At 67.1% G+C, this 19,467-nt stretch carries 9 protein-coding genes; 3 read left to right on the top strand and 6 right to left on the bottom strand.

The window, feature by feature from the left end:
* Positions 1-78 precede the first annotated feature (78 nt).
* The 3 genes from ACTWPW_RS48050 (at position 79) to ACTWPW_RS48060 (ending at position 8,976) form a co-directional block, all read left to right on the top strand.
* Positions 79-588, top strand: coding sequence for a hypothetical protein (locus ACTWPW_RS48050; RefSeq protein ID WP_443172735.1), 510 nt, complete (start codon positions 79-81; stop codon positions 586-588).
* Between the two features lie 434 nt (positions 589-1,022).
* The gene (locus tag ACTWPW_RS48055) at positions 1,023-8,471 is read left to right on the top strand and encodes an RHS repeat-associated core domain-containing protein (RefSeq protein ID WP_443172736.1); all 7,449 of its coding nucleotides are present in this window, start codon (positions 1,023-1,025) and stop codon (positions 8,469-8,471) included.
* Positions 8,472-8,505: 34 nt separating this feature from the next.
* A complete protein-coding gene (locus ACTWPW_RS48060; RefSeq protein WP_443172737.1) occupies positions 8,506-8,976 on the top strand; it encodes a hypothetical protein in 471 nt (156 codons plus the stop codon).
* A gap of 1,586 nt (positions 8,977-10,562) precedes the next feature.
* Here the strand turns inward: ACTWPW_RS48060 and ACTWPW_RS48065 are convergent.
* The 6 genes from ACTWPW_RS48065 to ACTWPW_RS48090 are packed head-to-tail and all read right to left on the bottom strand — an operon-like array spanning position 10,563 to position 19,465.
* Positions 10,563-11,876, bottom strand: a complete 1,314-nt coding sequence (locus ACTWPW_RS48065; protein WP_443172738.1) for a C40 family peptidase — start codon at positions 11,874-11,876, stop codon at positions 10,563-10,565.
* On the bottom strand, positions 11,873-12,760 hold the full coding sequence (locus ACTWPW_RS48070) for a replication-relaxation family protein (RefSeq protein WP_443172739.1): 888 nt from the start codon (positions 12,758-12,760) through the stop codon (positions 11,873-11,875). The genes ACTWPW_RS48065 and ACTWPW_RS48070 overlap by 4 nt, the downstream gene beginning before the upstream one ends.
* Before the next feature lie 15 nt (positions 12,761-12,775).
* Positions 12,776-15,145 carry a type IV secretory system conjugative DNA transfer family protein gene (locus tag ACTWPW_RS48075; RefSeq protein WP_443172740.1) on the bottom strand — a complete coding sequence of 790 codons (2,370 nt, stop codon included), beginning with the start codon at positions 15,143-15,145 and terminating at the stop codon, positions 12,776-12,778.
* Positions 15,142-16,890, bottom strand: coding sequence for a VirB4 family type IV secretion system protein (locus ACTWPW_RS48080; protein WP_443172741.1), 1,749 nt, complete (start codon positions 16,888-16,890; stop codon positions 15,142-15,144). Before ACTWPW_RS48080 ends, ACTWPW_RS48075 begins: the two co-directional genes overlap by 4 nt.
* Entirely contained in the window at positions 16,887-17,822 is a 936-nt protein-coding gene (locus ACTWPW_RS48085) for a PrgI family protein (protein WP_443172742.1), read from the bottom strand. Before ACTWPW_RS48085 ends, ACTWPW_RS48080 begins: the two co-directional genes overlap by 4 nt.
* Positions 17,819-19,465, bottom strand: a complete 1,647-nt coding sequence (locus ACTWPW_RS48090) for a conjugal transfer protein TrbL family protein (RefSeq protein WP_443172743.1) — start codon at positions 19,463-19,465, stop codon at positions 17,819-17,821. The genes ACTWPW_RS48085 and ACTWPW_RS48090 overlap by 4 nt, the downstream gene beginning before the upstream one ends.
* Positions 19,466-19,467 lie beyond the last annotated feature (2 nt).

The raw sequence follows: 19,467 nt of genomic DNA on the forward strand, positions 1-19,467 counted from the left end.
AGGTGAGGCACCGATCTTGGTGCCACACTTCACCTTGCCGTGGCAGGATCTGGGAGACCGCCAGGTTCGGAGGGCATCGTGAACGACGAGACAGCCGCGCTGCTCTTCGACGTGGTCGGCCGGCTCGAGAAGAGCATCATCGCTCGTGAGTGCCCCGCGATTGTCGCGATCCAAGGAGAGCGCCTGCTCGTCCTCAGTGACTACGACTACCTTCGCGACCAGCAGACGGCCACCTCGTTTGAACGACGAGCCGCCACCAAAGCACAGGAACTCGCGGCAACGCGCTGGGTTTTCGCCGTCCCCCAGGTATGGACGATCACCTCGGACAAGGTCTTCAGCCGCGCAGTGTCCAACCATCCGCTACGTGACGGGGAACAAGAAGCGATCACCTGGATGAGCTTCGATCTGAGCGACGGCGTGGACTACGGGCGTGTGCCCTACATCCGCAGGCCGACCGGGGAGCCTGTGTTCGATGAGCCAGAGATGTTCAGGATCGGGGTACGTCCAGCCGAGAACATGCCTGGCTATGCACTCCTTGGTGCATATTTCCCGCGTAACTTAGGCACGCCACCACAGTTAGGCGAATGAGGAACTCTCCCCATCAGAGTGACGAGCCACGTGTGTTATGGGTTCTTGTCTTTCACTGTCGCCGGGGTGTCAGGCTCGATCAGCACGGCGGCGAGCGAAGCTGCTCGCCAGCGATCGGGATAGAAAGCTGATCTTGAGCAGTACCCGCGCCGCCGCCTATCGAGGTTCAGGCGTAGGCCTTTCGACACTGTGTCAGGCCTCGCGAACTCAGTTTCCACCGCGGCTGGGTTCGCCAGAATCGCCAACACGCCGCAGTGCCCGGCGCCCAAAGCTTCGGCCGACCGGTTAAACCGCGTCGCGTAGAGCGGCTGCCAGGTTGGCACGTGCCCGCAGGGCGACCCCGCACCGATTGTGTCCGGCCGGTGTCTTTTCGTTTGTAGTTCGGAGTGTGATGGCGCATGCGCCGAGTCCCGTCATGGCGTCGTTCGGCTGGGATGATTCTGACGCTTACCGGTTTGGCACCCGGTCTGCTGATGGTGCAGGCGTCGCCGGTGGCGGCCACTACGGCGGCGGCCGCGGCTGCGGATGCCGGCGCCTTACCGGCGCTGCCGCAGCAGATGAGGGGATCGGCCGCGGGGTTGCCGCCGCTGGTGCCCGCGACCGAGGTGCCGGCCGTGGCGGAGCCATCGGATGGATGGCGGGCTGAGGTCAAGGCGCCCGAGGGAGCGGTGCCGCTGGAGGACCGGACGGTGGATGCGGAGGCGTCCGCGTCTGATGAGGCCGGCCTGCCGGCGGGGACGTTGCGGGCCGAGGCGGCCGACCGGGCGGTCATGGCGGTGCCGACCCTTGCGCATTGGTATCCGACGCAGGGGCATCTGGTCGATTCGCAGACCCCGACCTTGCGGGCCTGGGGGCAGAGCGCCAACTCCAGTACCTCGAAGGTGTCGTACCTGTTCAAGCTGTGCGATAACGAGGCCATGACGACCGGCTGCACCGGCTCCGGCACGTATGTGGCGGGCAACGGCAACAGCTGGAGCGTTCCGGCGGCTGGGAAGCTGGCCTGGGGCAAGCAGTACTGGTGGACGGTCACGGTCAAGGACTCTTACGACAACTCCACCACCACCTCGCCGAAGCTGACGTTTCTCACCGGGGTGCGGCAGCCGACGGTGACCTCGCAGCTGGCCTCCTCCGGTGTGACCGGACAGGAGTTCAACCAGCAGACCGGCAACTACACCACCACCTCGACGGATCTGCAGGTGGCAACCGCAGGACCGCCGCTGTCGGTGGTGCGCACCTTCAACAGCATGGACCCGCGCACCGATGGCATGTTCGGGGCGGGCTGGTCGACCCGCTGGGACATGAAGGTCGTCAAGGAGGTGCGCGGCACCGCCACGTCGGCGCTGGTCACCTACCCGGAGGGGCGGCAGGTGCGGTTCGTGGCGAACGGGGATGGGACGTTCCAGCCGCCGCCCGGGATGTACGCGACGCTGGCCGAGGAGAGCGGCGGCACCTGGCGGCTGCGCGACAAGACCAACGCCACCTACCTGTTCAACGCCGCCGGGCGGCTGACGAAGATGACCGACCAGCGGGGACGCAGCAGCGACCTGACCTACGACACCGGCGGGAAGCTGTCGAAGGTGACCGGGGTCGGGGGCCGGTCGGTGACGTTCACCTGGCAGGGCAACCAGGTCGCGACGGTGTCGAGCGACCCGGTCGATGGCCAGCCGTTGATCTGGACCTACGGCTATGACCAGGGGCGGTTGACGCAGGTGTGCGCGCCGGTGGAGGCGCCGAACTGCACCACGTATGAGTACGGTGGCGGGTCGTTGTATCGCAGCAGCGTGCTGGATTCGGACCCGTTCGGCTACTGGCGGCTGAGCGAGGCCACCGGCAACGCGATCGACCTGGGCTGGGGTGCGGGCGATGCCACCTACGACAGCACCGCCAAGCGCGCCCAGCCCGGCGCGCTGGCCGGCACCACGGACGGCGCGGTCGAGCTGACCACCAGCACCGGGGTGCGGCCCAAGGACGGGATCGTGCCGAAGATCGGCACGTCCGCGACCATGGAGGCCTGGTTCAAGACCACCTCCGGCGGCACCGTCATGTCGCTGCGCACCTCCCCCACCGCCACCAAGGAGGAGGTGTTCGGGGTCGGCACCGACGGCAAGCTGCGCAGCTCCTACCAGCCGACCACCACCCCGATCACCACCGCGGCACCGGTCAACGACGGCGCCTGGCACCACGCGGTGCTCACCGTCGCCGACAACCTGCAGACCCTCTATCTGGACGGCGCGGTCGTCGGCACGCTCACCCAGCCCATCACCGGCACCGAAACCCGGTACGTCACCACGGTGGGCGGGATCGCCGGCCTGGTCGACGAGGTCGCCATCTACGACCGGCCGCTGACCGCGTACGAGGTGCAGCGGCATCACGCCGCCCGCACCGGCGCGCCGCACAAGATGACCAAGGTGATCCTGCCGTCCGGCCGGGTGCATGCGGTCAACACCTACGACGACAAGACCGACCGGATCGCCACCCACGTCGACCGCGACGGCGGCACCTGGAAGATCGGCACCGTCGGGATCGAGCAGCAGTCCGGCGAAGCCGAGGTGACGGTGACCGACCCGGGCAACGACACGCTCAAGTACTTGTATGACGCCTGGCGCGGCTACCGCATCCGGGGCGTGACCGACCAGCGTGAGTTCACCACCTGGTACGAGTACGACCAGGCGGGCTACCTGACGAAGGTGATCGACCGCAACGACATCGCCAATGACATATACCAGGACAAGCGCGGCAACACTTTGGGCCGGAAGTACTGCCGGGCGCCGAACGAGTGCGCGATCGAGTACTGGACGTACCACGTCAACGAGAACGACCCGTTCGACCCGCGCAACGACCAGGTGAGGGTGTATCGGGACGGTCGGTCGGCGAGCGACACCGACCCTGCCTATGCCACCAGCACCGAGTACAACAGCTTCGGCGAGCAGACCAAGGTGATCACCCCGGCGACGGACGATTTCCCGCAGGGCCGCTCGGAGAGCATCGCCTACACCGACGGCAGCGAGCCGGCGGTGGGCGGCGGCACCACTCCGGCCGGGCTGATGAAGAGCAAGACCGACGCCCGCACCAACACCTGGACCTACCGCTACACCGCGGCCGGTGACCTGGCCGAGCAGACCGCGCCTGAGGGTATGGTCATCAAACTGGACTATGACGTGCTGGGCCGCATGGTGGCCAGCACTCGGGTCTCCGCTGCGGTGCCGGACGGGGCGAGGTCCACCTTCGTCTACGACGGGTGGAACCGCCTGATCTCCAGCACCGCCCCTGGGGTGGAGAACGAGATCAGCGGCGTCACGCACACGGCGCAGACCCGTACCGCGTACGACCCGGACGGCAACGTGCTGACGCAGACGATCGCCGACCTGACCGGCGGCGAGCCGGAGCGTACCACAACGTTCACCTACGACACGTACGGACGTCAGGACTCCATCACTGGCCCCGAGGGTGGGGTGGCCCGGCAGGACTGGAATCACCGCGGCCAGGTGATCCGCACCACCGACGCGCGCGGCACGGTGATCGAACAGGCCTACACCGAGCGTGGCGAGCTGTACACGAGCACGCTGAAGGGTTGGACCGGCAGCCCGGTCAACCCCCAGCCGGCCAGGGACGTGCTGCTGGAAACCCGCAGCTACGACCCGGGCGGACGGTCGACGTCCATGGTGGATGTGATGGGCCGCAAGTCCACCAACAAGTACTGGATGGACAACCGGCTTCATGAGCAGATCGCCGAGGGTGCCAAGCTGAACGGCTCCACCACGCCACGCAATGTGGTGGTCAAGGCCGAGGAGTACGACGCGGCGGGCAACCTGACCGCGCAGATCACCGGCAAGCAGGCCAACGGCGTCGACATCGTCACGATCTTCGAATACGACAAGGCGAGCCGACTCAGCGTCCAGGTGCTGGACCCTCGCTCGGCCCAAAACCCGAATGGGCTGGAGCGCGTCACCGAGTTCGGCTACGACGCTAATAGCAACATCACCAAGACGACCCGGACCGCGGCGGCCGCCAACGGCCGCACCGAGATCACCAGCTACGCCTACAACAAGCTGAATCAGCAGACCCGGCAGACCATCGAAAACGGCGCTCAGGATATCGTCTCCACCACCGCCTACGACGACCGCGGCCTACCCATCGCCACTACCGATCCGCGCGGTAACGCCGACGGTGCGAACGCCGCTGACTACACCACCACCATGCGCTACGACGTGCTAGAGCGGCTGGTGGAGAGCAAGGCGCCGCAGGTGCAGGTGGACAAGAACGGCGCCGCCGCCCCGGCACGTCCGTCCGCGCTCGCTGGTTACGACACGGTGGGTAACCAGACCCACCAGCGCGACGCCGAAGGCCGTACCTTCACCTCGGCCTTCGACAAGGCCGACCGGCTGCTCAGCGCCACCGCGCCCGCCTACACGCCGCCCGGCGGGAGCGCGATCACCTCGACCGTTCAGCACGCGTATGACAAGGCTGGACAGCTTCTTCGCACCACCAATGCGCGCGGTTACGTCACCTCCTACGAGTACGACCAGCTCGGCCGGCAGGTCCGCGTCACCGACCCGGCCCCCGCCGGCCAGAGCCCAGGCACGTGGGTGAGCGAGTACACCATGGCGGGCGAAAAACTGACCACCGTCGATCCGACCGGCGCCCGCACCCAGGCCACCTACGACGACCTCGGCCGGCAGATCACCGCCACTCAGATCGAGCGCAAGCCCGCCAGCGCCGCCTACACCACGAAGATGGAGTACGACGACGCCGGCCGGCTGGTCAAGCAGATCGTTCCCGGCCCGGGCGCGGGCACCAAGGAGACCAATTTCGAGGTCAACGCGGCCGGTGAGATCACCAAGGTGACTGACCCGTCCGGCGTCAGCACCATGAAGTACGACTTGGCCGGTCGCGTGGTGCAGATCGCCGACGTGAACCGTAACGCGGGCGTCGCTGAGTACGATCTGGCTGGCCGCAAGGTCGCCGCCCAGGACGTGCATCTGAAGACGGACGGCACCGTCGAGACGGTACTGCGCAGCTACGGTTACGGCTACGACCTGGCGGGCAACCAGATCAGCGCCACCTCGCCCGAGGGACATATCACCCGGCAGACCTTCGACGCGCTGAGTCGTCTGACCGCACTCGTCGAGCCGGTCTCGGCCAGCGAGTCGATCACCACCAGTTTCGGCTACGATGCCACCGGAGCCCGCACCCGCCTCACCGACGGGCGCGGGAATGCCACCTGGACCAGTTACAACAGCCTCGGTTTGGCGGAAACGGTGACCGAGCCCTCCACTACGGCACACCCGGACACGGCCGACCGCAGCTGGACCCACGTCTACGACGCGGCCGGAAACTCGACGGCCACCATCCAGCCGGGCGGGGTGCGCACCGATCGCACCTACGACCACCTGGGCCGGCTCACCAAGGAGACCGGCGCGGGGGGCAGCGCTACGACAGCGGAACGTACCTTCGGCTACGACTTGGCCGGCCGCCGCACCAGCGCCGGTGACCTGACGGTGGACTACAACGACCGCGGCCTGCCGTTGAAGATCTCGCGTGGCACCGTCCAGGAGACCGCCTACGCCTACGACGGGCTCGGCAACGCCACCCAGCGCATCGACGCCGCCGGCACCGCCACCTTCACCTACGACACCGCCAACCGCCTGGCCACGGCGACGGACCCGGTCACCAGTCGCACTCTCACCTACGGCTACGACCTGGCTAGCAGGCTGGCGACGATCACCGCCAGCGGCACGGCGAGCACCCAGATCATCGAGTACGACGGCATGGACCGGGTCAAGAGCCAGACGTTGAAGAACGGCTCCGGCACCCAGCTCGCCCAGATCAGCTACGTGTGGGACAAGGATGACAACCTCACCACCAAGACCACCGCCGGCACCGCCGGGGCGGGCACCAACACCTACGGCTACGACCACACTGGCCGACTCACCTCCTGGACCGCCCCCAGCGGCGCCACGACCGCGTATGAGTGGGACGCGGCGGGCAACCGCACCAAGGCCGGCAACGCGACCTTCACCTACGATGAGCGCAACCGCCTCACCTCAGGCGATGGCACCGACCACACCTACACGGCGCGCGGCACCCTGGCCACCAGCACCAAGGCGGGCGCCACCACCATCTACACCTTCGACGCCTTCGACCGGCTCATCGCCGACGGCGACAGCCTCTACAGCTACGACACCACGGACCGGATGACCAGCCGTATCCGCGGCACCGCCAAGCAGACCTTCGCCTACTCCGGGCTCGGCAACGACCTGGCCGCCATCACCGACAGCGGCGGCGCCGTCCAGGCCAAGTACTCCCGCGACCTCGGCGGCGGCCTGCTCGGCCTCAAGGAAGGCACCGCCGCCGCAGTGGCAGCGCTGAGCGACCTGCACGGCGACCTGGTGGCCACCTTCACCACCACCCTACAGACCTCGACCGCCTACGACCCGTTCGGCACCGTCACCGCCCAGACCGGAACCAAGACCCAGCTCGGTTACCAGGGCGAGTACACCGACCCGGACACCGGCAAGGTCAACATGCACGCCCGCTGGTACCAGCCCGGCACTGGCACCTTCACCAGCCGCGACACCGCAACCCTCACCCCCAGCCCGTCCATCCAGGCCAACCGTTACACCTACGCCAACGCCTCGCCCCTGACCGGCACCGACCCCACTGGTCACGCCACCATCATCGGCGGCGGCTCACTCGCCGGATCCGGCTACGGTGGCTCCGGTTCGAGTGGCGGCTACACCACCGTGCCGGCCGGCAGTTACAACAGTTCCGGATCTTCGGGAGGCGGCCAGTGCATCGGCGGCTGCGGCTCCCGAGAAGACATCGGTGGCGGAGCCATTGCCTGCGATATCCAGTCCTGCGGCAGCGCAACCGTGGACCCGGAGTGGGCCCGGATGATCGAGCTGGAGAACGAAAAGAAATTCTGGCTCGGCCAAGACGAAGTCGAGAGACTCGGCTTGGAAGTCATGCCCAACGGCCGACCTGTAGACCAGCCGAACTTCTGGTTCGCCAGCGAAAAGGTGCAAAACAAGTACCTGTCCGCCTGGACTATAGGGATGACGGACACGGACTTGGCAGCCAGTTGGGTGGGGGCAGGCGGACTAGCCAGTATCAGGGCGATGGAACGAGCTGCGGCGGCGAACCCCAATGATCCGCGACTCGCTGGCTTCGCACTAGGTATACCGCGAAATGGCGGCTGCCGTGGCTGCCTGGTCGCCGGCGTGAGCACCTCCACAAATGACCCTCGCGGCAAGTTCTATTTCATGTACGAAGCCCTTCTAAGCCATGGCCCGGAGATGAAGGCTGCTGCCAAAAAGTGGGGTGTGCCGAAGGAGGCGCTGGCTGCCGTAATAATTTATGAGTATATAGATCTCGAAGCAAAGGGTACTCATATCGCGGTAACATTGGGCGCAAAAGAAGCTGTGAAAAAGGTTCTTGGCATAGATAGAACGACATCCTATGGGCTGGCGCAGCTAGAGCCTTACAAGGTGCAGCGAGCCTTAGCGCACTTCAAGAAAGACAAACAGGGCGTCGAGGCTATTATTGATGAGCTACTCACTCCTAAAGGTTCGTTCGAATATGCCGCGATGTACCTTAGGTTCTTGAAAGACACACTTACGGTCCGCGCGACCTCCGACCGTGGGGGATACGAGCCGCGAGCGATCACTTGGGAAGAGGCGACGGTCGCCTATTGTGGATGTGCCGGAGTAACAGAGAGCAAAAGCACAGGAAAGTGGAGCACTGTCGCCTTCACTGACTGGATGGGTGGTGCGGATTTGCGCACAAAAGACAAGGAGGAGGCTTTCAGGCGGTACAGAAACATGCATGAAGGCGGAGCTGCCTATGAGGCTTCTAGGGAATACTGGAAAATATGGGGCGGATAGGCTCATCGCCACGCACCGAGAGGATGACGTCGAGATGATCAGGCACCTGTTGGCGGTATTGTGCATACTAGTTGCCATTCCAGGTTGTGGGGCGTCATCCTTCTCCAAGGATCTGACCGTGATCAAGGTTGCTCCTGCGGTGGTGAATGAAGTGGGCAGTATCGGCCGCATCGTGGCACAGACCACTGCAGATCCATTTTATGAAGGAACGGTACAAGTCATAGAGATTTTGGTGCTCGATGTTGGCGCTTCTAATTTTTTGGAAGCGCTCAGTGTAGCGCGTAGCCGTCTGCAGCAACGCGGATGGAGCGTGAGTAGCTACAATGACGTTACTGTCATCATGACGTCGAGTCGCTGGAATGGAACGACCGCAAGGTTTGGTCGTCTAGCGGATATTGGCCCGCTTGGGGCCGAGCTGGAGCCGAAGACGCAACAAGCACTGCAAGCTGATCCAGCCAAGTCGGACACCTATATAGTGGCTTCACTATCGAGGGCGGAAGAGTGAGCCACTGAGTTCGGGCCGGGGTCAGGGCCGAAGCATTCTCGGCTGGTGGGCGCCTGCGGACATGACGGTGGCGGGGAATTGCGGTGGTGACCGCCCCCGAACTCGAGCTGTATCCCGTGCCAGTCCTGTACAGCGGGCGCGTGATCTGGCCGGAGCACCGGCCCTGGAGGAGAGCGTTTCCCGTACGTTCCGGTTCGGTTGCAGGTCCACCCCGACACCACCCGCTACCGCTCGGGGACCTGGCCGCGGTCGGCGGTGTCGCGATCGCGTTGAACCGGCTGCTGACGGACGGGAGACTGGAGATGAGCCGGTCCTGCTGAGCGGCGGCTTGGCGCCATCGCTCAGCGTCGTTCGATACCCCCGCCGCGACCGCGGCGCACGTCCTGCTCGACGGGAGCACATGACTCCAGCATCAAGCTCGCGCACACCCGCCGAGTCACCCCTGCTCGTGCATCTCATCCCCAAGATCCACCTCGGGTCTGAGAGGGAGGACACACAGTCCAACGGTGTTGCGAACTCCTCGTTCATGCGCCCGCTGGCGCGCCGCCCGGTGGTGTGAGGTCAGGAGTAGGAGGCGCCCGCGGTCATGCCTCCCGTCGTCCAGGAACTCGGCGCCGGAAAACAGGGATCGTGCAGTGCAGCGCCGTAATTATCTGCTGGAGCACCACCGGACAGCCGCCTATGAGCTCCGGAGATGCGGAAAGCTGCAGGCTGGACCAGTCAGTGAAAAGCAACACTTGTCGACCGATGTCGCAAGGCGAGGAGAGATGGAAAGGTGGGGCACCATGAAAGGTCGAAAAGCGACAGTAATTGCCCTTGTCGTCTCTCTTATCGCCGGGGTGTGCAAAACAGCCCGACGAGGTCGATGCCGGCGCGCTTGAAGAAGTGCGCAAGGTCGGCACGATTGTCTGGGAAAGCGGGAGGAGAGTTGGCTGGGGGACGAGACCGTAGTGACCCATGTTTTCGTCGTTAACGTCGGTGGTGACACTGAGGAAAGTGTCGCTCAAGGAGGCGGCCGCGTCTCTCCGTAGCAAGAGTTGGACCATTTCTCTAGATAAGTCTCCGGTCAATGTATTCATGGACTCGTCCAAATGGAAAGGTGCTCGCCTTGATGTTAGCGCGTTACGACACTCGGGGGAGCGGGATCAACCCGAGGTAATGGAGGCGATCAAAAAGCAAAGCATCGATTTTCGAGGGCAGCGCCTTCACGTATGCGATCAGCATCAGAGCGTCCTGCCTGCCCTGCGCCGCGTGGACATCGGTTGGGCCTTGGTCGTCGAATTAGTTGAAATTGCACCGTCCCTAATTAGCATTGGACGGGTGGCAGAGAGCCGAACCTGCCGTCCTTCGTTCGGGTCCTGCCGACCCACATCTCGGCACGGCCCAGAGGCCCCACGTCGGCGACTCGCTAAGCGACCCGGATTTGCCCGTGCCGATCCCCATCGTGCGACGGCTCAGGGCATGCGAGGGTAGACGCAGATGATGTCCACGATGGATCTGGCGCAGGAAGGGCCCGCGCTAATGCGCGAGCTCTTCCTGACGGACCTGCTCTTGCCGATTAGTCAAAGGTGAGAGCGTACGCCGAGTTATCCGGGCCGGACGGCTCCTGCGTATTCGGTTTCACGTGTTGCCGTCCATTGGCCGATCTGGACTTTGCTGCCGGTGGTGGGTGCGTGTACGTACCGCTTGCCGTCGATGTTGAGGACGACGTGGTGGATGGTGGAGGGGTTCTTGGGGTTGGTGGCGAAGAAGAGCAGGTCGCCGGGCTTGAGTTGGGAGCGCGGGATGCGAGCGCCCGCGTTCCATTGCGTTGAGGTGTGGCCGCCGATCCGCACGCCGGCCTTTGCCCAGGCGTATTCGGCCAGTCCTGAGCAGTCGAAGCCGTTGGTCCCGGCGCCGTGGCCAATGCCGAGGCTGGGTCCCTTAGGGCCTCCTCCGCCCCAGGAATAGGGCACGCCGATCATCTTGAGTGCTGCTGTCAGGGCGACTGCTCCGCGGCCAGACCCTCGGATAGCGGCGAGGGTTTCCGGGTCGAGTGCGGCGCTGATCTTCTGGGAGAGCTCGTCGCAGGCGCCTTTGGCGACGGTTGTCACGATTTTCTCGGCCAGTTGGGCGGCTTCGTTCGTGCGCTTCGGGTCGTGGTGGGCGCTCGGTAGCTTGCCGGCGTTGAGGGCTTCTTGGACGTCGGCCACGATGGTGGCGCGTGGTACTCCGAGTGATGTCGCCAGTTCGAGGCTGTCGCGGACGGCCTGGGTGTCTTGCGGGGACAGTTCCAGGTCGTCGTCGTGCGGCTTTCTGGAGGGTTTTGGCGTCGCGGGCTGTCCCGTCAGGGTGGTGAAGAGGTGCTCGGCGCGGGCCTCGTGCTTGGTGTAGGCGTCCGGGAAAGCTGATCGTTGAATGGCTTGGGCCACGGTGGCCGTGGATTTGCTCTCCCAGTTCTTGATCTTGAGTAGGCGGGTGAAGAACGTCCTGGTGGCGTAGCGGGGGTTGGAGACCTGGGTCCGTGTGCCCCAGCCGTACTGGGGGTGTTGCTGGAAGAGGCCGAAGGCTTGGCCGTGGTCCCCGATGGTCTCGTTGCTGAGTGTGGATTCCTGCAGGGCGGTGGTGAGGGCGATGACGGCGGCTTGGGTCGGCAAGCCCATGTCCTGGGCTACAGCGATGATGATGCGTGCGTTGGCTGCCTGCTTGGGTGTGAGTGAGGTGGCCTTGTTGTGCTTTCGCGGAGGTGAGGGCTTGTGTTCCTTGCCGACGTAGGCGCACACGGCTGATGCGAGACGCTTCGGGTCGGCTGTGGTGGTGGCGTGCTGGCTGCCGCCGGCTATGCCGCCGATGAGGGCGACGCTGGAGACGAGGCCGCCCCCGGCGGCGATGGCCTTGGCGAGTCCGGCTTCGAGGATCATTCGCTGTCCTCCTCTGCGGGTTCTGGGGCGACCTGAGGCCCGAGGCCGGGCCAGTGTTGAACGAGTTCGGCGAGCTGGCAGCGTGGGTGGTCGAGGTCGGTGGGCAGCCAGCGGGCGCCGGCCGGTCCGTCGTCCACGGTGCTGTTGGCGGCGGCGTGGCCGGTGGCGATCGGGACGAACATGGTGCTGGGGTGGTGCTTGAGCTTCTTACGGAGGTTGGCTTCGCGGCGTTCGCCCTGCACCCAGAACAGGACCGGGGTGACGATGCGGCTGGATTCGGTGAGGCGGGCGTAGCCGTCGAGCTTGTGGGCGACCCGGTCGAGGGGTTCGGTGCCGGTGTCGTATTCGAGGAAGAACTCGATGCTGTGGGGTCCTTCGGTCCAGCGGGCGTAGGCGTCGGGCCGGGTGATGGGTGCCCATTCGGTGGCGCAGCGGTGTTCGGGCCACCATGTGGTCAGTTCGGTTTCCGGATGGCGGCGGGCGTAGCCGTACAGGCTGGTGGCGATACCGTTGGTGCCGACGGTGTGGGCCAGGCGCTGGCTGTAGACGATGCTGAGGACACGGTCGCGGCGGTAGCCGAATTCGCTCAGCTCGACCCCCTGTTCGGAGGCGAGCACGGCGGCGGCGGTCTCGCCGATGACGTAGTGGTACGGGGCGGTGCCCATCGCGGGTGGGAGGTTGGGGCGGAAGCGCTCCAGGACGCCCATGCGGGTCAGGGCGAGCAGCCGGCGGCGGGCGGCGTCGTCGGTGTCGAAGAACATCTCGCTGACCTGGGGTGAGGTGAGGACGCGGAAGTCGCGGGTCAGGCGGATGAGCTTGCGGTCGCGGTCGGTGAGGCGGGCGGCCAGCTGGGTGAGCATGGTCGGGGTGTAGCGGACGGACATGGTGGTTCTCCCTTTCTAGAAGGTGCGCCGGGCGTCCGGCTTGGGGGTGGTTGTGGTGGTCGTACGGCCGTGGGCGTGTGCGGCGGCGGCGCGCAGGCGGTCGGCGATGTCGCGGGAGGGTTCGGGGAGGGGCCGGGTGCGCAGCGTGAACGGCGGGGCTTCGGCGGAGCGGACGACGAGGCGGGCGGCGGCCTGAAAGGCGTCGAGGTTGGCCAAGTCGTGCGAGGTCAGGAACGGCGTGAAGTGCTGCTCGGTCTCGCGGGCATCCTCGGGGGAGAGCGAGAAGTAGATCTTGTTGCGGGCGTCGGCGGAGATGGCCTGGCGGAGCTGACGGGGGAGCTGGGCCAGGTGCTGGTGGGCCAGGGTGACGGAGATGCGGTAGGCGCGGGCCTCGGCGAGCATGTCGGACAGGGCGTGCGGCAGGGTGAGGAAGTTGTGACATTCATCCACGTAGAGCGCGGCGGGGCTGCGTGAGCGGCCGATCTTGGCGCGGCGGGAGGCGGCCTGCCAGACCTGGGCCAGGATCATGGAGCCGAGCAGGCGGGCCGAGTCGTCGCCGAGCACGCCTTTGGGGAGGCGGACGAGGAGGATGCCACCGTTCAGGACCTCGTTCAGGTCGAAGGTCGAAGTGGTGGAGCCGATGACGTCGCGGACGAAGGGGCGCAGCAGGAAGGCGCGCAGCTTGTTCATGATGGGGGCGGTGACGTGGGCTTGGGCGGATTCGGACAGAGTGCAGTACCAACTCCAGAAGCCGCGCAGGAGCGGGTCGTCGAGGGTGGCGATTTGGCGCTGGCGGAAGGCGGTGTCCGACAGCAGGGTGGGGATGTCGGCGAGCGTGCCGTTGGTGCGGGCCAGGGTGAGGGCGCAGCCGCGCAGGATGTCGTCGGTCCGCGGGCCCCAGTTGTCGGTGTAGATCTGGTGGAAGATGCCGACCAGGTTGTCCACGGCCATGGCGAGGTCGGATCCGCCCAGGACGTTGAGGGACGGGCGGGGGTGCCGGTCGTCGGGGTCGATCAGGACTAGCCTGTCGCCGCAGTCTTCGGGCATCAGGCCGAGCAGGTCGCGGACAAGGTCGCCCTTGGCCTCGATGACCACGACGCCGCGGCCGGCTTCGATGTCGGAGAGGATCATTTGGGCCAGGAGGGTGGATTTGCCGGTGCCGTTCGGGCCCATCACATGGACGTGATGGAAGGAGTCGGCGACGCGCAGCGCGGTCGGGCGTTCGTGGCCGGCGTCGGAGAAGCCGAGCACCTTAGCGTGGGCGCCGCCGTGGGCGATTTTCGGGGATGGGGGGACGGTGTTGGCGCCTGCGCGCTGGAGTCCGGGCACGGCGGCGTCCAGCGGGAGGTGGGCGATGGCGGCGAGCTCGGGTACCGAGAGCAGGTAGCCGCAGTTCATCCGGCGGGTGGCCAGGCGGGCGGCGGGCCGGAAGAGGCGTTGGCGTTCCAGCCGGTTGTGGCCGCTGTATAGGGCGAAGGCCGAGGCGATCGCGTGGGCGCGGCCGCGGATGGCGTTGCGGCGGATTTCGCGGGCGGTTTGGACAGCCGTCACGTCGGCGGAGGTGGGCTCGTCCGCTTGGACGGCGTAGCGGATCGCGACCTCGTAGCGGGAGTGGTGGGCTTTGTCCCTGATGGCTCGGGCCTCGGACGACTCCTCCAACCGATCGACGCGGTCATCGGAGGGCCGGCGCGGGGTGCGTGGTCCGGGGACGGTGAGGTCGAGGAGCGCTCTGATCAGCCGGGCCGCGGCGCCGCCGCAGGCGGTGGACAGGCGGCTGCCGGTTGCTGGGCGAGCGAGCACTTGCACGCAGGCGTGCTGCCAGCCGGGCATGCCGACCGCTGCGCCGATGAGGGCGCGCAGTGGGTCGGTGGGGTGATTGTGCCGGGTCGGGAGCTGTTCGGTGCGGGCCAGGACGAGTTGCCCACCGGTGGTGTAGCCGCTGGATGGTACGGGCGGCTCGGCCTGTCGGATGGTGGTGCGGCAGGAGGGCCAGGCGGCTTCGATGGCGTGCTCAACGAGGTATTGCGGGACGGAGCCGGGCACCCACAGGCGGATGGTCACGCCGCCGGTGCCGAAGCAGTACTCGAAGCTGAGGTGTGGCTGGCCGAGCAGCAGCCGTTTCCACGCCGGCCTAAGGAGTCCGATCAGGTTGTTCCAGAGGGCTTCGGCGCCCGGCATGTTCGCAGCAGGAGGGGCGAGGATCTCCACGCATCGCGCACCGCGGACGAGGCGGCGGTGCCAGAACCGGACGATGGACGCCCGGGCCAGGACGGCGAGGATCTCCGCGCCGAAGTACGCTGCGAGCAACTGCCAGACGTGGGCCTGTAGCCAGCTGATGATCTGCCGAAGGACGGCCTCGGGGTTCTGGAGGAGGTCGTAGATCACAGGTCCGCCTCCTCGTAGTCGAGTTCGGCCAGCTCCTGGGGGGAGGAGGTGACGAGTTCGTGCTCGCGGGCGCTGGAGATCACCTGGAGCGGGCAGCGCTGCCCGCCCGTGCCGGCGGTGAGCAGGCCGGTGCCGCGTTCGGCGGACAGCAGCAGCTGGCGTTCGCCGTCGGAGAGCCGGAACGCTTCGGCGACCGTGTCGATGGCCTGGGGTGCCTGGCGGAGCAGGATCTGGGTGGTGGAGTTGGCGACGATGGCCTGGCCGAGGTCGGAGCCGAGCAGGTCGGCGGCGTCCTGGGTGACCACGGACAGGCCGGCCCAGTGCTTGCGGGCGGACTTGGCCATGCGCAGCAGGAATCGGGCGCCCTCGGGGATCTTCATCAGCAGCCAGGCCTCGTCGACGACGACCAGGCGGGGACGCCGGTTGTAGGGGTCGGAGACGCGGCGCCAGATGGCGTCCAGGGTCAGCAGGGTGCCGACCGCCTTGAGTTCGTCGGGGAGGTCGCGGAGGGAGAAGACGATGAGGTGGGAGTCGGGGCGGGTGGTGGTGGGACCGTCGAACAGCTGGCGGTGGCTGCCGGAGACGTACGGGGACAGCCCGGCGGCCAGTTCCTTCGCCTGAGGGTCTGCGTCCTCGGCCAATACCGCGGCCAGGTCGCTCAATAGCGGGGCCCGGCGGTTCCAGGTGTGCGGGGAGGTGGTGATGCCCGCTTGCCGGTAGGTGGCGAGGATGGCGCGGTCGAGGACCGCCTTGCCGGTGTTGGTGAGCGGTTCGCCGAGCATGACCGCGATCAGGGTGTGCAGGAACAGGGCGCGGCGGGTGAGCGGGTCCTCGCCTCGCTGGTTGTGCGGTGGCAGGTCGAGCGGGTTGAGGCGGACCTTGGGGGCGCCGAGGTGGACGTAGGCGCCGCCGACCGCGTGGGCCAGGCGGGCGTACTCGTCCTCGGGGTCGATGACGGCCACCTCGATGCCCGCGTACAGCGAACGCAGGGCCTCGAGTTTGGTGAGGTAGCTCTTGCCGCTGCCGGAGCGGGCCAGGGTGACGGAATTGTGGTTGTCCTGGGCGAAGCGATCCCAGGCGACCAGGGAGGCGCTGGCCATGTTCGCGCCGTACAGGACGGCGGTGGGGCCGAGCTCGGCGGTCAGGTCGGGGCTGGTGAAGGGGAACGCCGCGGCTAGCGCCGGGGTGTCGAACGTCCGCCGCATGCAGAGGTTGTCGTAGGCCAGCGGAAGGGTGGACACCCAGCCCTGGAGCTGGCGGAAGGTGACCTGGCGGGCGTCGAGCAGGAGGGAGGCGGCCAGCGCGCGCACTTGGGCGCAGGCGTCGTCGAGCTCGGTGGCGGAGGAGGCGTGGACGGTGAGGTAGATCGAGGCGCGAAAGAGCTTGGCCTGGCCGCGGGCGAGGCGGGCGGCGAGGTCCTGGGCGTCTTCCGCGGCGGCCTCGGCGCCCGGGTCAAGGAGGCGGCCGTGCTCGTGGTCGGAGCGCAAGCCCGACTCCAGCCGGGCCAGCTGTTTGCGGAGCCGGTCGGTGGCCACGAGCGAGGGGACGGGTTCGAGGTGGAGGGAGACGTCGAGCCGGCCGGGATAGGTGAGCAGCGGCTCCAGCCAGCCGGGGGCGACCTCGCGCGGGTAGCCGGTGATGGCCAGGGTCGCGCACAGGCTGTCGCCGACCGTCAGACGGCGGCCTTCGACGGTGACGGCTTCGGGACCGTACGACGATGCTGTGCCGGTACGGCGGATTCTCATCTGAGGCCTCCGGTCGTGATGACCTCGCCGGGCAGAGCGAGATCGTCGGGCAAGGGCGGAGCGGAGGGGTCGAAGCAGGAAGCTAGGAGCGCGGCGACGGCCCGGGCATCCAGCAGTCGTGCGGTGAGCCCGCAGGAGCCGAGTACCCGGGAGGCTTCGTCCAGACGGCGTAGCGCTCGGGCGGCGGCCGCGTCCCGGCCATTCGTGGCGACGGCGGGCTCGCGGATGATCAGCAGGATCTGGCGGCGTAGGAGGTCATGGCGCGCCGAGAGGTCGTCGAGAAAGGCGGCGTGTTCCAGGGCGGCGGAGGCGAGCGCCGGGTGCGGCAGCCGGCGGGCATTGTCCTGCAGGGTTGCGATCGTGTCGGATAGGTCGACGCGTTCGGCACGAACCAGGATCTGGGCGGGGCCGGACAGCGAGTTGAGCCAGCGGCCGAAGACCGCCACCAGGGCGTCCTGCTCGTCTGGGGTGCGCAGGGCGAAGCTGACGGTGGAAATCTCGGCCACCGCGGCGACGCCGTCCGGTCCCAGGTCGATCAGTCCGTCTCCGGCGACTCCGCGGGCGGGGAGCTTGAGCGGAGCGGGCGGGCGCCGGCTGCTGGCGGCTAGCCAGGTAGGTGGCATGGGGATGTCCTCGCAGGAAGAGACCAGGTGTTTGGGGGAGCGCCGGTAGTGGATGGCCGCCAGGAGGTAGCGGTCGAGGGAGATGCCGTCGCGGTAGCCGATGGCCAGCAGAACCGCGGCGAGAGCGATCGGCAGGGCCACCGCGGCACAGACCGGCGGGGGTAGGTGATCGGCGGCAACGGTGTAGGCGGCGTAGAGCAGAGTTCCGGTACCGGCCAGGATGGCCACCTGCCGGGCGGTGAACGAGCCGATGATCTTGTCCGGCTGCTCCACATCGGTGGGTATCCGCACCGCTGGCAACCAGCTCACCGTTCGTCACCTCCAGGGCGTCGCGTGCGGCGTCCTTGATCACTGGCTGACGAGGAGCGGCCGCCGGCAGGGGGCGGGAACGCGGGATTGTTGTTGGGCGGAACCCATGCGGTCGAGGCGACGGGCGGTGGCGTGATCGTTATGGGGCGGCTGGTCGAAGGGGTGGGGCGCCTGTGTGCTTCCGCCTGGGTCGCGGTGGAGTTGTCCGGTGGCGTCCATCGCTGGGCGGGGTTCGACCATGGGTTCGACCAGCGGTGGGAGGCCTGGGGTGTGTCGGGGATGCCCCAGGCGACCGCCGCCTGGGGATCGGGCGGCATCCAGCGCCGGTTGGCTGATTGCCAGCGCGGTTGCGGTCCCGGCATGGTCGGCTGCGCTGATGGCGTGCCGGTGTGGGCCGGCCGGTATCTGCCCTGGGCACCTGGCGGGGCGGCACCCTGGCTAACCGCCCCCGCGCCGCCGCGGGCTGCGGAGGCGGCAGTGAGGGCCGTTGCCGCGGCAGGGCCTGCCGGGCCACCGATCGTGGTGGCAATGACCTTGCCGGTCACTGCCCGGGTTGCCGTCTTGCCGACGCCACCCCTGCCCCCGCTACCGCTGCCGCCCCGGCCGAGGTGCATGGCGCGGAGCACGGGTGCGGTCAGCTTGGAGATCACGGCGTACTTCACGATCCGCATCACGGTCGAGCCGCGGCCGCCCTGGGCGAAGATCCGGCGTGAGATCCAGGAGGGGATACGCACCAGGATGATCAGGAGGCAGAGTGCCAGGATCAGGTTGGTCAGTTGCCCGGACGGGGCGGCGCCAATGAGGAATCGTCCGTCCTGGTTGAAGAAGATCCGTACAGCGAGAATGAGCGTGAGGGACTGCGCGACCTGGATGACCAGAAGACCGCCGAAGGCCCGCCACCAGAACCGCGCCATCCCATCGGTCTGCGGCAGTGCGTGAAAGGCCAGCGCCAGGGGCGCCGCCACCACCAGGAGCAGTACCAGCGCCGACCGCATCACGAAGCTGATCAGCAGCAGAACCAGCAAGATGATCGCGACGAGGTCGAGCAGGATGTAGAAGATCTGGGAGTTGCCGGGCGGAAAGATGAGCTGACGCAGCTGGGCCGCTGCCCGCTCGCTGTCGAAGTCCTCCCCGACAACCGCTCTGGACAGCGCGTTGACCGTCTCCACGGCCTTCCCGCAGAGCAGGAAGCTGGTGTTCGCTGCCAGGATGGCCATGGCCAGTCGCGGCAATACCTCCTTGACCGCGTACCGGGTCTGCACGGTTTGATGGCCCATCGCCGTGATGGCGCCAATCGTGGCCAACAGCACGAAAGCGGAGTTGGCGATGGCGGCAGTGGCCGTCCACAGGTCGAAGAGCCGCTCGTTGCCGGCCACGTCGGGAGTGGCGAGCAGCGTTACCGCGAGTGCGTCCAGGGCCGGTTTCATGGCCGCGGCGACCAGACTGGCGAACCAGGAATTGATCTGCTTGATGATCCAGTCACCAAAGTTGAGGGTCACGCCCGGTGGGGACGGCAGTTCCGGCGGAGCCGACGGTTCCGCAAGCGCCCACGAGGTGCTGGCCGCCATCGTGACTGCCGCCGCGGCAACAGCGGCAATGAGTACGCCCCGTACCGTTGCCACTGCCAGGGGAGAAGGGCTCATCC

Origin of the sequence: Nonomuraea sp. KM90 (assembly GCF_052246675.1) — a bacterium.
Taxonomy (GTDB): Bacteria; Actinomycetota; Actinomycetes; order Streptosporangiales; family Streptosporangiaceae; genus Nonomuraea.

Bases quoted from the DNA above. Each gene is read 5' to 3' on its own strand.
- ACTWPW_RS48055 (WP_443172736.1), top strand. From the start codon at position 1,023: ATGATTCTGACGCTTACCGGTTTGGCACCCGGTCTGCTGATGGTGCAG.
- ACTWPW_RS48060 (WP_443172737.1), top strand. From the start codon at position 8,506: ATGATCAGGCACCTGTTGGCGGTATTGTGCATACTAGTTGCCATTCCA.
- ACTWPW_RS48065 (WP_443172738.1), bottom strand. From the start codon at position 11,876: ATGATCCTCGAAGCCGGACTCGCCAAGGCCATCGCCGCCGGGGGCGGC.
- ACTWPW_RS48070 (WP_443172739.1), bottom strand. From the start codon at position 12,760: ATGTCCGTCCGCTACACCCCGACCATGCTCACCCAGCTGGCCGCCCGC.
- ACTWPW_RS48080 (WP_443172741.1), bottom strand. From the start codon at position 16,890: ATGAGAATCCGCCGTACCGGCACAGCATCGTCGTACGGTCCCGAAGCC.
- ACTWPW_RS48090 (WP_443172743.1), bottom strand. From the start codon at position 19,465: ATGAGCCCTTCTCCCCTGGCAGTGGCAACGGTACGGGGCGTACTCATT.